14 protein-coding genes are annotated in these 14,098 nt (G+C 39.9%); 4 read left to right on the top strand and 10 right to left on the bottom strand.

Features of this window, described 5'->3' with window-relative positions; translation table 11 throughout:
- Positions 1 to 170 precede the first annotated feature (170 nt).
- The gene (locus AC5YCD_RS01300; protein ID WP_496128315.1) at positions 171 to 1,184 is read left to right on the top strand and encodes a hypothetical protein; all 1,014 of its coding nucleotides are present in this window, start codon (positions 171 to 173) and stop codon (positions 1,182 to 1,184) included.
- Between the two features lie 24 nt (positions 1,185 to 1,208).
- Here AC5YCD_RS01300 and tsaA read toward each other — a convergent pair whose 3' ends face one another.
- Positions 1,209 to 1,919, bottom strand: a complete 711-nt coding sequence (tsaA, locus tag AC5YCD_RS01295; RefSeq protein WP_496128314.1) for a tRNA (N6-threonylcarbamoyladenosine(37)-N6)-methyltransferase TrmO — start codon at positions 1,917 to 1,919, stop codon at positions 1,209 to 1,211.
- 102 nt (positions 1,920 to 2,021) lie between these two features.
- On the opposite strand from tsaA, the gene AC5YCD_RS01290 reads away from it, so the two are divergent.
- Positions 2,022 to 2,801: a ferredoxin--NADP reductase gene (locus AC5YCD_RS01290; RefSeq protein ID WP_122901339.1), complete on the top strand. Its 780-nt coding sequence runs from the start codon at positions 2,022 to 2,024 to the stop codon at positions 2,799 to 2,801.
- A 43-nt stretch (positions 2,802 to 2,844) separates the two neighbouring features.
- Here the strand turns inward: AC5YCD_RS01290 and AC5YCD_RS01285 are convergent, their stop codons facing one another.
- The 9 genes from AC5YCD_RS01285 to glyA form a co-directional block, all read right to left on the bottom strand.
- Positions 2,845 to 3,378: a hypothetical protein gene (locus tag AC5YCD_RS01285; protein WP_496128313.1), complete on the bottom strand. Its 534-nt coding sequence runs from the start codon at positions 3,376 to 3,378 to the stop codon at positions 2,845 to 2,847.
- An 822-nt stretch (positions 3,379 to 4,200) separates the two neighbouring features.
- Positions 4,201 to 5,766: an alkyl hydroperoxide reductase subunit F gene (gene ahpF, locus AC5YCD_RS01280; RefSeq protein WP_496128312.1), complete on the bottom strand. Its 1,566-nt coding sequence runs from the start codon at positions 5,764 to 5,766 to the stop codon at positions 4,201 to 4,203.
- A 137-nt stretch (positions 5,767 to 5,903) separates the two neighbouring features.
- Positions 5,904 to 6,821 (bottom strand): hypothetical protein, encoded by a 918-nt coding sequence (locus AC5YCD_RS01275; RefSeq protein ID WP_496128311.1) that lies wholly within the window; start codon positions 6,819 to 6,821, stop codon positions 5,904 to 5,906.
- A 1-nt stretch (position 6,822) separates the two neighbouring features.
- On the bottom strand, positions 6,823 to 7,953 hold the full coding sequence (locus tag AC5YCD_RS01270) for a toxic anion resistance protein (protein ID WP_496128310.1): 1,131 nt from the start codon (positions 7,951 to 7,953) through the stop codon (positions 6,823 to 6,825).
- 2 nt (positions 7,954 to 7,955) lie between these two features.
- On the bottom strand, positions 7,956 to 8,759 hold the full coding sequence (locus tag AC5YCD_RS01265) for a tellurium resistance protein (RefSeq protein WP_496128309.1): 804 nt from the start codon (positions 8,757 to 8,759) through the stop codon (positions 7,956 to 7,958).
- A 74-nt stretch (positions 8,760 to 8,833) separates the two neighbouring features.
- Positions 8,834 to 9,490: a Crp/Fnr family transcriptional regulator gene (locus AC5YCD_RS01260; RefSeq protein ID WP_496128308.1), complete on the bottom strand. Its 657-nt coding sequence runs from the start codon at positions 9,488 to 9,490 to the stop codon at positions 8,834 to 8,836.
- A 100-nt stretch (positions 9,491 to 9,590) separates the two neighbouring features.
- Entirely contained in the window at positions 9,591 to 10,556 is a 966-nt protein-coding gene (locus AC5YCD_RS01255; protein WP_496128307.1) for a TauD/TfdA dioxygenase family protein, read from the bottom strand.
- A 134-nt stretch (positions 10,557 to 10,690) separates the two neighbouring features.
- A complete protein-coding gene (gene rnk / locus AC5YCD_RS01250) occupies positions 10,691 to 11,095 on the bottom strand; it encodes a nucleoside diphosphate kinase regulator (protein WP_496128306.1) in 405 nt (134 codons plus the stop codon).
- A gap of 111 nt (positions 11,096 to 11,206) precedes the next feature.
- Positions 11,207 to 12,460, bottom strand: a complete 1,254-nt coding sequence (glyA, locus tag AC5YCD_RS01245; RefSeq protein WP_496128305.1) for a serine hydroxymethyltransferase — start codon at positions 12,458 to 12,460, stop codon at positions 11,207 to 11,209.
- Between the two features lie 320 nt (positions 12,461 to 12,780).
- Between glyA and AC5YCD_RS01240 the strand changes: the two genes are divergently transcribed.
- Together AC5YCD_RS01240 and AC5YCD_RS01235 are read left to right on the top strand one after the other, a co-directional pair.
- Positions 12,781 to 13,026: a hypothetical protein gene (locus AC5YCD_RS01240; protein WP_496128304.1), complete on the top strand. Its 246-nt coding sequence runs from the start codon at positions 12,781 to 12,783 to the stop codon at positions 13,024 to 13,026.
- Positions 13,027 to 13,197: 171 nt separating this feature from the next.
- Entirely contained in the window at positions 13,198 to 13,896 is a 699-nt protein-coding gene (locus tag AC5YCD_RS01235; protein ID WP_496128303.1) for a putative quorum-sensing-regulated virulence factor, read from the top strand.
- Positions 13,897 to 14,098 lie beyond the last annotated feature (202 nt).

The raw sequence follows: 14,098 nt of genomic DNA, 5'->3' as shown, positions 1-14,098 counted from the left end.
TTGTCCCCCAATCATAGGGTTAATATAACAAAAATTCCTAAGCCCCGACTATTTCTACCTTAGATTGGCCATATAAATGCGCAAGTAAAACACACATTTATTGCCATATTCACATAAAAAAAATGATGTAAAAATAGCCAATACTTTTTATTTAAGTTTTGGGGTAAATCATGAAAGTTCAAATTCTCACGCTGTGTATCAGCGCCTTGTTACTCAGCGCTTGTGGTGGCGGTGGTGGTTCTTCGAGTACCGAATCCCCAACGACTCCTCCAAGCCCCGTACCTGAAAATCCAAAACAGCCCACACAACCAAAGCCAAATACCACACTACAGCAGTGGCATCTTATTGAACTTGAAGAAAACCATGCATCATCGAGCCAATTACGCGAATTTGAACTGTATCGCAATGTGTTGTCTTTCAGCGATGGTAAGTTCTATACGCTTGAAAATGGCGATGCCATGTATTTGACTGAAGATGCTGTTTATAAGGCACATGATTTACCCAAAGGCAAATATGGTTATGAATATGGTTCAGGCACCATCACCGATGAGGCAATGACCATTCGTTTACGTTCCACACTTGGCAAAGAAAAGTTAGAATTTATCAACTACGTCAAAAAAATAGATATTAGCGGCAATAGTCTTCTGCCACGTTTACAACCTGAACTGAATTGGGAATTAAACTCGCTGAGTTTGGATGAGCTGAAACGCAATATTTCTGTACAAGATTTAAATACACTGCAAGCCTTACAAAAATTGAAATTCCCGCAAGGCTCAATGTGCCTGCAAAAACAGGCTTCTGCCAATAATCAAGCCTATATTGTGGCTGATATAGAATATGAACGAAATCAGCAAGGTTTTCTTGACTATGCCAAGCAGTATGGTACTAATCCAAATATCTTAAAGTTCAATTATATGAACACTACCTCTTACATCAACACAGGCAACAATACTTGGGGCTACACAGAATACGAAAACGGTTATTACTGGAGTGAATACAATGAAAAAGGTATTGAATATTCAGTGGCAGATGATTTAGAACAAAAGCGTCAGCAGGTACAACAGTTCGATTTAACTGCTGCCGAAAAAGCCGCGCGTTTAGAATTAATCGACCAAATCGCTGAAGGCTGTACTTACTACAATAAAACTGCAGCAGATTATATTTTTGCGCATGTAAATTACTAAAATGACAACATCAGCATATACGTACTAAAGCGCGTGTATGCTGACTTGATTTTCATTTACACTAAAACGTACATTTAAGTTAGCAAAGCTCATGCCATAGATGCGTTCAGGATCATCTTGATAGGCAGGACGTGGGTCAAGCGCTAAAACCTGCTCAAGCTCTTGACAGCTTTGTAGATTAATTATTCCCTTTTTCACTAATTCATCACGTGAAATTTGTGCATTTTCCAACCAAATAACTTGTTTACGCACGGGCTCATCCTGTGCATAAGCACTTTTTGCATCTATAACTGCATCTGAATATTGAATATAAGGTTTAATATCTACAATAGGGGTGCCATTTAATAGATCACTTCCCACCACGTAAACACGTACATGTTTACCCACTTTTTCAACCTTTTTAAGCCGTACCACCGATAAACCAATAGGAGCAGGACGATACATACTACGGCTAGCAAACACCCCAATTTTTTGATTACCGCCTAAACGGGGTGGACGAACTTGTGGACGAAATTTAGCGCTATCTTGTTGATTTTTATTATCATGAAACTGCCACACCAACCAAAGATGGCTAAATTCTTCAATACCCACAAAAGCATTTAAATCATTATAAGGGCCGTTCATTTCAATATAAGATTCTACCTCAACCAAATTTGGCTGCCGCGGAATCCCAAATTTCTCTTGGTAAGGAGAGCGCATATAGCCGATAATCGGCAAAGTTAAAGTCGTCGTCATCACTTTTTCTGATAAGCTCAATTAAATATATTCAGTTTATCGAGAATGATTTTAGATTAGAATAGCAACCTGTTCTAATTTGATAATTTATTGAGACCTTTAATGGCTGCTTTTAACGTCGAAAAGATTACTCATGTCCACCACTGGAATGACACTTTATTTTCTTTTAAAACGACTCGTGACCAAGCTCTTCGTTTTAAAAACGGTCAGTTTGTGATGATCGGCCTTGAAGTCAATGGCAAGCCGTTAATGCGTGCCTACTCAATTGCCAGTGCAAACTATGAAGAAGAGTTAGAATTCTTCTCAATTAAAGTGCCAGATGGTCCATTAACTTCTATTTTACAAAAAGTTAAGGTGGGCGATGAAATCTTGGTTTCTAAAAAACCAACAGGTACTTTGGTACTGGATGATTTAAACCCAGGTAAAAACTTATACCTTCTCTCTTCAGGTACAGGTCTTGCACCATTCTTATCAACAATTCGTGATCCAGAAACTTACGAGCGTTTCGAAAAAATTATCGTAGTTCACGGTACACGTTTTGTTTCAGAATTGGCATATCAAGACTTAATTGAAAATGAAATTCCAAATCACGAATTCTTTGGCGAATTAGGCGCGAAAGAAAAACTGGTTTACTACCCAACTGTAACCCGTGAAGATTTCCATACTCAAGGTCGTGTAACGACTGCCATTGAAACTGGCGCTTTGTTTGAGAAAATCGGTTTACCACGTTTTAACCCAGAAACTGACCGTGCCATGTTATGTGGTTCACCTGCGTTCCTTGACGATGTGGCTGCACTTCTTGACCAACACGGTCTTAAAGAATCACCACGTATGGGTGTTCTAGGTGACTACGTGATTGAACGTGCATTCGTTGAAAAATAATTTTATTTTTCTATAAAAAAACCGCGCATTTCGCGCGGTTTTTTTATCTTTTACAGACGATAGAAAATTCTTCCACTTCCATATCAAAAATCATTAAGTTGAGTAGCATCTCATTTGCTGTTAATGTTTTGATTTTCAGCTCCATTGGCTCTGGATCAGCTAAAGCTGCTTTTAAATTCACTTTGGCTTCAAGCTCAGGATGATCTGTGCTGAATTTTTTTACATCATATTGATCCAAGATTAGTTTCATACCCTCTAAGTGCCAACGCGCCTGAATCTCATAGTTAAATTGTGCTTTTTCTCGTTCATTTTCAAGGGTAGAAACAGTTTTCTGTCGCTGTTGTTGATTTTTCTGAAAAGACCATTGCATTTGGCTTTTCGCATCATAACCCATATAGTCCATGGCTTCCGTACATGACCAATCCCCCACAATAGCCACATCTAGAGGCGTAAGGGTTTGCGCAGTTATAGCGCTGCTGCATGCCGTTAAGCATAAAACCGTTAATAATTTTGTTATATAGTTCTGAATGTACATAATTGAGTCCAGTTTTAATATTTTAATCAAATGACTTTTCAATTATACCCACCTGTGATGAAGTTAAAATGAAATCTATCTTTTAAACTTGAGTGTTGATATGAGCTCGCTAAAAAATTTGGCTGAGGTATTTGATTAGCGTAGTCGCCCTTGTTGGTTGGCAAAACCGACACAACTTGCCCCACCACCCACGATAAAGCCACATTCGACATTTCAAGATGCCTATCATTGCGTTTGCATCATAAGAGGTACTATAGAAGCACCAGCGCTTATGATTAAACTGACAAGGGTTCAAAAACATCATTTTTTCATGATATCCCCCATTAATATGCGTTGAGTTGTACTTTGGCATTGCTGCCTAGCAGTAATAGTTTGATTGTGCTTTTGAACATACTTTTCCGAATTTCTATGCATACTAAATACCAATATTTTTAATCAATTCGCCTCATTCTGGTAAATTGTTAACTGTTGTAAATAAATATTTATCAGGTTTTTTTATGCAAATAAAAATAAATTAAAATAATGTTGTTTATAGGTTTTTTAAAAGATATTTCACATTTTAATTAAAAATATAGTCTTTTTTGGCAAATAATCTTGAGTGTTTTACTAGGTTGAATCTAAATAAAAAAGCCTTACAATAAACCCATAATTTTTATATGCCTTTATTTATGCTATTCGCACTCAGCATCCATAACCTAAGCTGCTCAACACTAAGCACCAATATAAGGATGAAAAATTAAAGGGGGCTGATAATAAAAAAAGGAACTCGGGTGTTAGCATCCAAAGTTCCTATAAAACAAGAATATAAAACTTATAAACTTGTGAAGAGGTCAGTGTGCTTGGGGACACACTGACCTTATTCTCTTATTGACCAGAACGGATAATATAATCAAATGCAGACAGCGATGCTTTAGCGCCTTCACCTGTGGCAATGATGATTTGCTTGTAAGGCACTGTGGTACAGTCACCCGCAGCAAATACACCTTTGACATTGGTTTCATTACGTTCGTTAATCACAATCTCACCACGGTTTGAAAGTTCTACAGCCGTTTCTTTTAAGAAATCTGTGTTTGGTAACAAACCAATTTGTACAAAGATCCCTGCAAGCTCAACAGTATGTTCAACATCCGTTGCACGGTCTTTGTATTTCAGTGCAGTCACTTGTGAACCATCACCCACCACTTCGGTAGACAAGGCATTTTTGATCACAGTTGTGTTTGGTAAGCTGTTTAACTTGTCTTGAAGCACTTGGTCAGCACGCAGTTTGGTATCAAACTCAACCAAAGTCACATGCTCAACAATACCTGCAAGGTCGATTGCTGCCTCTACACCTGAGTTACCACCACCAATCACCGCAACACGTTTGCCTTTGAACAGTGGGCCGTCACAGTGTGGGCAGTAGGCTACACCACGGGTTTTGTATTCTTGCTCACCCGGTACATTCATTTCTCTCCAACGTGCACCTGTAGATAAGATGACAGTTTTCGATTCAAGTTTGGCACCGTTTTCAAGTGTTACTTCAACTAAGCCGTTGGCAGTCTCGTCAGCACCTTTGATGTCAGCTACACGTTGCAAGTTCATGATGTCCACGCCATATTCACGAACGTGTGCTTCCATTTCAGCTGCAAACTTTGGACCTTGGGTTTTTTGAATCGAAGTGTAGTTTTCGATGTCCATGGTGTCCATGACCTGACCACCCATACGCTCCGCCACGATACCAGTTTTAATCCCTTTACGTGCAGCATAGATCGCAGAGGTATTGCCCGCAGGACCGCCACCGATGACCAAGACATCAAAAGCATCTTTAGCATTTAACTTTTCAGCATCTTTAGCCGCAGAGTTGGTATCTAATTTTGCAACAATCTCTTCCAAAGTCATACGACCTTGACCAATGTGTTGGTTGTCTTGGAATACCATCGGTACCGCCATGATTTTGCGTTCTTCTACTTCGTCTTGGAAGAATGCACCATCAATCATGGTGGCTGTTGTCCCTGGGTTATAAATAGCAATCAGGTTTAATGCTTGAACCACGTCTGGGCAGTTATGGCAGCTTAAAGATACAAATACATCAAAGTCAGATTGTACGCCTAAGCCCTTAATTGAAGCTAAAACTTCATCCGACACTTTAGGTGCATAACCAGAGGTTTGTAGCAACGCTAGAATCAATGATGTGAACTCATGGCCCATTGGTAAACCGGCAAAGAATACCCGCGGCGCTTCACCTGCTTTAGCAATACCAAAGCTTGGGACACGTTTGTTTTGACCATCAAAACGTGCAGTCACCAAGTTGGATAATGCCGCAACTTCTTCAACCAATTCTTTGATTTTGGCTGATTTATCTGAATCGTCTAGGGCTGCAACTAATTCAATTGGGCCTTCAAGGCGTTCTAATAAAGCTTTTAATTGCGCTTGAGTATTTTGATCTAACATTGCTAACGTCTCCAAAGGAGTAAATGTGTTGTTAAGGCCATCATAGAGAAAAACTTAAAAAAGGTAAAACAGTTAGTTTTTATAATTTTAATCGTTTTTTTAAATTAAAGCCCAAAATTTTATTTTGGGCTTTAAGCTTAATTTTCTATACGCTGCTTAATTTGCTGACTGCGCCGCGCAAAATACTGGCTGAATAACCAAAATAATATACTTACAGCCAAACTCAGCCCAGCCAACACAATTAACCCGACACGTAGTTGTTGATTAATGGCTTGCATTTTGTGTACTTGGCTTGCCAAGGCATGTGTACTTGCACTCATACTGTTGCCGTAAAGCTGCTGTTGCATACTCCATAACTGTTCAGTTTTAAAACCATACTGGTTAAATTGCGGATTATCTTGCTCTGCCTGAATTAAGTGTGCCACATAAGGTTGAGCTGCTGCTTTATCAGCAGGTTGATGCAATAATGCGGTTTGTGCCAATAAATAAGCTTGTACTGTAGCAGGCGTCTGACTGGCATTTAATTCTTGGTACATTACACTTTCATTTATATTCTGAGCATACTGAGTTAGTGCAGTATACGCCTGATCTTGCTCATCACGCAGGTCATACTGCACGTAGGTTAAGCCTGACCACAGTAGCATAAAAGCAATCAACCACCCCACAAACTTAATGACAAAAGACTGAAAATGCAGGTAGAAAAAGCGGATTTTTTTGAGTAGATATACCACAAAAAATGCACCTATAAACGACACGCAGACTTTCAAAATCAGCCAACCAAACCAACTGAGTAGACTGATAAAATAATCTTGCTCTTGGCCCATCAAGGTCAAGTGCTGAGCCGACACAGGAATATGTAGTTGCTCTACTTCAGATGTCAGCCCAAAAAAACCAGCCACTAAATCCTGCTGCAAAAATCCAGCCATTAACAACACAATAAACATGCTACTGCTGAGTAAACATAGCCATATAAAATTGCGTTGGCGCTTTTTTAACTGCCTTAAGCCAGTTTCTACTTGGCTTTCTGGCATGATCGCATGGGCAAACTTACTCAACTTATGCCTCCTTTGAGGATTGCTGCTCCAGCTTTGGACTCGATTGACGCACTAAATTATCTAAATCATGCTGTAACTGACGTAGGCGTGTACTGGCTTCAGCACGTTTTTGCACCCCTTGTTTTTGAATCTCAATCACGTCATTTACAGTTTTAATCAAGCTATTTTGCACATATTCCAAGGTTTCTACATCAATCACAGAACGCTGATTGGCACGCGCGGTATCGACTGAATTTTGGTGTAGCAACTCTGCGTTACGACGCAATAGCTCGTTGGTGGCGTCATCAATCGCATTGGCCAATTGCACACTATTTTTCTGCTCATTTAAGGAAATGGCTAAACTAATTTGGTTTTTCCAAGCCGGTAAAGTAATGTTTTTAATCGCATAAAATTTATCGACCAACATTAAATTATTCGATTGAATAATACGAATCATCGGCAAAGTTTGCATAGCTGACTGTTGCAAAATCTGCAAATCACTGACACGTTTTTCTAAATTATTGGCCACATGATTTAAATCATAAATCTGCTGGGTCACTTTAGGCTCTGCAGGTTGGGAATTCAAGGCAGCAATTTGCTGTTGTAACTCATGTTGCTTAAGTTGCCCAGCTGCAATATAAACCCCCAATTGTTTATATTCATCCTGCACGCCATTAAACATATGATCTAAAGTGGTCACACGCTGCTGCAACCCACCTTGTGAAGTTTCAATTTCAGTAACTAAACGATCAATTTGCGCTTTGGTATGATCAAAGTTTTGATCAAAACTTTGTTTAGCACCTTTGATTTTATTGAATAATCCCCCTAAAAAGCCACGACTCTTTTGCGGATTGATAATACTACTGGTATTGAGCTGCTGAGCCACTTGTACTACTTGGTTAAGCTTTTGCCCAGTTTCGTCTAAATCTTTATTTTGCACTAAACTGAGTAACTCATCGGTATAATGTGCGGTTTGGCTAGCAATATTTTTGCCATATTCTGCCACACTATGCTGATCAATCTCGTCTAATTCAGCACGTGCCTGCAACACAGCCTCAAAGTCGCTGTCTTTTAGACCCAACTCGGTTAAATTTAAGCGCTGAAAATCCTGTTCGGTCGCGGTTACAACTGCAGGTTTTTGAGAATCAGTCATATTTACCTCGAATGTGAAGGTGGTGATGCATGTTCTAAAGCATGCTTTAAAGTATTAATCAGGCTATTGCGGCTTGCATCAAGGGCTTGACTACTTTCTGTAACATATTGATTTTGGCTTTGTTGCAAATGATATTGCCAAGCTGGTAATAACACCTGTTCTGCTTCTTTAAAGCGATCGAGTAAGCTAAATGCCAATTGCTGGCTGAGATACATTTGTTGCATGGCAATATCATTACTGCTTTGCAACGTTTCCAAAGTATTAATTTTTTTGGATAAACGCTGCGAAAACTGATCGAGCGGATGTTGATGCTGAATAAAATCCGGATATTCAATTAAAAATTGCTTTGCCGCCAAAATGTATTTCGCCATTTGCTCACGTAAACCCATCAGCTGCCGATAGCGTGACTCAGACTTTTGAATTTCAATTTCAAGCTGTTGACTTAAGGTATGGCTACGGGCCACTAAACGCTCTAAATTTTTATAATAGGCAATTTGTTTAGAGGCATAATCTAGGTCACTGCCCAACCAACGTTGCAAGCGATTAAAACGTTTTTTTTGCATGTATTTTTTGGATTGATTAAGCGCCTGAATCAGCTGTTGAATACTTTGACTTAAATCTTGCGTGAGTTTGGGATCAATGCTATTGAGTAATACGGCCTGTGCCTGTACCAAACGCTCAGCGTAACGATTGAGCTGTGCTTGATCATGTAACATCGGCACTAAATCATGCCGTTTAATGGCTAAAAGTTCTTGCTGCTCAACCTCAATGTCTGATAAAGGCGTAAATTGCTGTGAATATGCCATACGAAGCTCCCCCCAAACACTACTCTTTGATACTACGTGGTTTAAGTGAGCTTTTATGTTGCATTTTGCAATTTTTACCAGCTCGCCCACTCTGCTAAAGCACTCAGATTTAAAATCTTGACTCGATGATAACGCCATTCGATGAAGCCAAGCTGAAGAAATACACCTAATTGCTTATGTAGGGTTTGACGCGATACCTGTAAGAGATCGGCAAATTGTTGTTGACTAATTTTAATATCACCCTTGGCTGTTTGCTGTTCATGTAATTTAAGAAGTTGATAAGCGATGCGCTGTTTGAAGGTACCTGCCACCTGATAACGCTGTGCCTCAACACTTTGCCATAGCCGTGAGCTTAATAAGTCAAAGACTGCATTTTTTAAGGCCGGATTATCCTGTAACTGTTGTAAAAACACGGCTTGGGGAATTTTAAGCAGCTGTGCTGAGCTCATAGCAAAATAATCATAATACAATGCTTTTTTCTCTAAGCAGGCAATCAAGTTAAATACTTTAGGTCCTTGTAGATATTGAGCAATATGCAAATTACCCTCAGTATCTAAATGGCCCATTTTAATGTAGCCACGTATTAAAAAATAAACATCTTGCTCAGCTAAGTCTAAACCTTGCTCAGGCACAAAAGTACTGATCTGTAGCTGATCCCAAGCCTTGGATAACTGTAAATGCTGTAAAACAGGGTCGCTTTGACACAGGGTGTGTAAATCTTGTTGACGCATAGCCGTATAAAAAAAAGACCGAATATCAAATATTAGGTCTTTTTTTCATGTCGAGAAAAACGATTATTTATGCTAAGTTCAGCATGGTTGATGCTGTGGCTTAAGAGACTTTTTTATAAATTTTACCGCCTTCTGCACGCAGTTCTGAAATATCTTGGTTCACAATGTGTTTTAAGGTTTCACTTGGGCGACCATCCACACCGACTGGCACATCCCCTGCAAGGGTTACTCGAGTGGCAACACGCAATTCATCGCCATAGTCATTGATGGCACGGTGCTGCGTAGCACGATTGTCCCAAATCGCTACATCCCCTTCGGCCCATTGCCAACGCACCACATTTTCCCATTCTGTAATATGCTCTTGAAATAATTCAAATAAACGACGTGAATCACGTGAATTAAATCCAACAAAGCGCTTAAAGAAATGACCCAGCACTAAAGTTTTTTCACCAGTTTCCGGGTGCACTCGCACCAAAGGATGTTCAGTTTCAATTTCTACAGCTGTGGTAAAAATTTGACGCTGTTCAAGGTTTTGCGCTGACACACGACCAGTATAGTCATAATCATTGCTATGTACCGCGCGTAGACCCTCTGCCAATAATTTTAACGCTTCAGGTAAATACGCGTAGGCAGTTGCAGTATTGGCCCATACAGTATCTCCCCCTACTTGAGGTGCAATGACGTTACGTAAAATGGTCGCCTTGGGATAATTGGCCAAGAAAGTAATATCGGTATGCCAAGAATCTGCACGCCCCCCACGTGAATCAATCGCTAAGGTATGCGCTGTCCCATCTTTTAGTGGCACACTTGGATGATTAGAAGGTTCACCGAGCAAACGGGCAAAGTCTTCTTGCTCTAGATCAGTTAAATGTTGCTGACCTCGAATAAATATGACTTTATATTGTAATAAAGCTTGGTTGAGCTCAGTCACAACTTCTGAGCTTAAATGACCACCTAAACGGATATTAGAAATTTCTGCTCCAGTACGCCCACTCACTGGACGGACCTGAATATATTGATAGTTAAATGTTGGCTGATAGTTTTGGCTCACGGCGCTGTTCCTCATGTTCTGATGCATTGATGGTGTTAGACATGAGATTGCCGTAAGCGTATTTAAATTTCTGTCAAAAATTTGACAAATCTTAAGCTAATAATCGCTAATCTTTGCAACGAAACAACAGTCACTCCAGCAACATTGAATTATAAAAAATCACCTTCACGCTCTGGTTGAAAGAGTACTTTTTCAATTTTCACCTGCATGATCTGACCATCGGGTTGCGGCCATTGAATTTTTTGTCCTTCACTTAAACCTAAAATGGCTGCACCAATAGGCGCGATCACGTTGACTTGATTGGTTTCACCTTTAAAATCATGTGGATAAACCAAAACCACTTCTGTAGGTTCATTTATGTCGCCAAGGCTAATTAACACGCGTGCATTCATCGTCACCACATTGCTAGGTACGTCCTGTGCAGCAACTACTGTGGCACGTGCTAACTCCTCTTCTAAATGCTGCATGGTTGCGGTCAATTGCTGTTGATGTTCCAACATTGTTTCTAAACGATTGAGATCTTGTTCAGAAATAATAATTTGTGGTTTTTGCATGTTTTATTCTCAATTTGGCTTTACTTCAGTTATAGCAGAAAAGTCACAGCATGTGCTTTTCTCGTGACCATAAAAAAAGCCCCCTTGAGGGGGCTTTTCTCAAGTTTAAGCTTATTTAGCGTAAACAGGGAATTTTGCACATACAGCAGCAACTTTTTCTTTTACTGCAGCAATAACAGCCTCGTCGCCTTTGGCATCTAAGATGTCAGCGATCCAACCAGCAAGTTCACGTACTTCAGCTTCGCCAAAACCGCGTGTTGTAACTGCTGGTGTACCAATACGGATACCAGAGGTTACAAATGGAGAACGTGGATCGTTTGGTACAGAGTTTTTGTTCACAGTGATGTGAGCTGCACCTAACCAAGCATCTGCTTCTTTACCTGTAATGTCTTGTTTGATTAAAGACAATAGGAATAAGTGGTTTTTCGTACCGCCAGAAACAACATCATAGCCACGTTCGATAAGCACTTCAGCCATTGCTTGTGCATTCTTCACAACTTGTTGTTGGTATTCTTTGTATTCAGGCGCCATTGCTTCTTTAAAGCAGATTGCTTTAGCCGCTACAGCGTGAACAAGTGGACCACCTTGGTTACCTGGGAATACTGCAGATTGAAGTTTTTTCTCAATCTCTTCGTTGGCTTTCGCAAGGATTAAACCTGAACGTGGGCCACGAAGTGTTTTGTGTGTTGTTGTCGTGGTTACGTCAGCAATTTGTACTGGGCTTGGGTAAACGCCAGCTGCAACCAAACCTGCAACGTGTGCCATATCAACAAATAGGTAAGCACCTACTTTGTCTGCAATTTCACGGAAACGATTCCAGTCAACAATTTGGCTGTACGCAGAGAAACCGGCAACGATCATTTTTGGCTTGTGCTCAAGCGCTAAACGTTCAACTTCTTCGTAGTCGATCTCACCTGTTTCTGGGTTTAAACCGTATTGAACAGCGTTATACGTCTTACCAGAGAAGCTTACTTTAGCACCGTGAGTCAAGTGACCACCGTGCGCTAAGCTCATACCTAAAACGGTATCGCCTGGGTTTAAAAGCGCTAAGTAAACTGCAGAGTTGGCTTGTGAACCAGCGTGAGGCTGAACGTTAGCGTAATCAGCACCAAAGAGTTCTTTAGCACGGTCAATTGCCAATTGTTCAATGACATCTACATATTCGCAGCCGCCGTAGTAGCGTTTGCCTGGGTAGCCTTCAGCATACTTGTTTGTAAGTTTTGAGCCTTGTGCTTCCATGACTGCTTTAGAGCAGTAGTTTTCAGAAGCGATTAACTCAATGTGCGCTTCTTGGCGAGCATCTTCGTTAGAGATTGCTTGAGCTAATTCTGGGTCAAATTCAGCAATAGAGATATTGGCAAACATTAGCGAGGTCCTATTAAATTAGGGCTTTTAAGCCGTGCTAAGATTGGCGCGTATTGTAGCATGAAGTTTTCAAATTTAGCGCAGCTAGTTGGCCGACTTTTACATAAAATTTGGCCTTTTAGGTTAAAAAAAATCGTGACTTTAGTAAAATCAACTTATTGAAAAGCCTTTAGAGATTTTCAATATTACCACAATCGTATATTTTTTAACTCAAAGCCAAATCTTCAAGGTGTCGAATACTTGCCTTTCTATGTTTAATTTTTGGTTTTATCTTAGGCTATTTTTAAGAGGCCGCCCAAAACGCAGCACCTCACCCTACTGTGCACCGTGTCTACCACGCAGCAACAACGCGCCTATATTTAAAAGCCATACATCAAAAAGACAGTGATCGTATTGGTGAGCTGAATTTACTCTCAGCCAATCAAAGCGTGTTTTTACGTTTACTCAAACAGACCTTTCCAGCGTATGAGATTGCGATTAAACAACAGCGCTTTTTACTCCTCGATCCAGATCACATGCCCATTGCGATTTTTGAATACCGCGATGGCATTCATCCCATTCAATGAGTCGATAGCGAAGATGAAATTGCCTTACATTTATATAAAGGGATTTTATCCAATGAAGCCCTTAAACAAGATGCAGCAGCGTTAAAAGTGAAAATTCAACCTTAAAAAGCCTTTATTGTTCAAAGCGTATCAGGTAGATTGCCCTTTTAGCCCATTGCCTTAGGATCGCACATGCACGCCATTATTCTCGATACCGAAACCCATACCTTAAATGGACAACCGATTGAGATTGCTTATGCGCCTATCGATATTCATCAAGGTCAACTCAGTCTAGATAAAAGTCAAATTTTTGATCAACTGTATTGCGTTGATGAACCGATTTCCTATGCAGCCATGGCAGTCCATCACATCCTTGAGAGCGATTTAGAAGGTCAACCGCATTATACCAGCTTCCGCTTGCCTCAAGACACGGTCTATATGATTGGACATAATATTGATTACGACCTACGTGCCATTGAAAAATGCGGTGTAGATACCAGTCATATCAAGGCCATTTGTACCCTCGCCTTAGCACGACGTGTCTGGCCAGATGCAGAAGCACATAACATTTCCGCCTTAATTTACATGATTAGTAAAGGCAGCAGTAAAGCGCGTGACATGATTAAAAAAGCCCATCGTGCTGATATGGATATTATTTTAACCGCCAATATTCTTAACCAAGTCATTCAACATCTCAATATTCAAAGCTTAGAAGAGCTGTATCAGATTTCTGAAGATGCCCGCATTCCACGTAGCTTAAATTTTGGCAAACATAAAGGCAGTGCTATCTGCGACTTACCAAGCGATTATGTACAATGGTTATTGCGTCAAACTGATCTAGATCCCTATCTACGCAAGGCTTTAGAAAGTCAAAATATTCAGACTTTATAAAATTTATTTGGCAAGGCCGCGGTCTTGCCAATTTTTTATAGACTTGCCTTATAGTCTTTTTATGTTAATTGATTTGTTTTTGTTCTTAATAAAAAAATTATAAAAATAAAAAAGTGCTTGATATAAAAAATAAAAATAAAAATAAACGCATTTAACCTTCGTTAAAATGTGAAAACTATACACTGCTCTACCACTTTAGTGC

Source organism: Acinetobacter sp. CY05, from assembly GCF_059515805.1.
This window is presented reverse-complemented; position numbering and strand designations above follow the sequence as displayed.

Coding starts and splice junctions, on each gene's coding strand:
- AC5YCD_RS01300 (WP_496128315.1), top strand. CDS start 171: ATGAAAGTTCAAATTCTCACGCTGTGTATCAGCGCCTTGTTACTCAGC.
- tsaA (WP_496128314.1), bottom strand. CDS start 1,919: ATGACGACGACTTTAACTTTGCCGATTATCGGCTATATGCGCTCTCCT.
- AC5YCD_RS01290 (WP_122901339.1), top strand. CDS start 2,022: ATGGCTGCTTTTAACGTCGAAAAGATTACTCATGTCCACCACTGGAAT.
- ahpF (WP_496128312.1), bottom strand. CDS start 5,766: ATGTTAGATCAAAATACTCAAGCGCAATTAAAAGCTTTATTAGAACGC.
- AC5YCD_RS01270 (WP_496128310.1), bottom strand. CDS start 7,953: ATGACTGATTCTCAAAAACCTGCAGTTGTAACCGCGACCGAACAGGAT.
- AC5YCD_RS01265 (WP_496128309.1), bottom strand. CDS start 8,759: ATGGCATATTCACAGCAATTTACGCCTTTATCAGACATTGAGGTTGAG.
- AC5YCD_RS01260 (WP_496128308.1), bottom strand. CDS start 9,490: ATGCGTCAACAAGATTTACACACCCTGTGTCAAAGCGACCCTGTTTTA.
- AC5YCD_RS01255 (WP_496128307.1), bottom strand. CDS start 10,556: ATGAGGAACAGCGCCGTGAGCCAAAACTATCAGCCAACATTTAACTAT.
- rnk (WP_496128306.1), bottom strand. CDS start 11,095: ATGCAAAAACCACAAATTATTATTTCTGAACAAGATCTCAATCGTTTA.
- glyA (WP_496128305.1), bottom strand. CDS start 12,460: ATGTTTGCCAATATCTCTATTGCTGAATTTGACCCAGAATTAGCTCAA.
- AC5YCD_RS01235 (WP_496128303.1), top strand. CDS start 13,198: ATGCACGCCATTATTCTCGATACCGAAACCCATACCTTAAATGGACAA.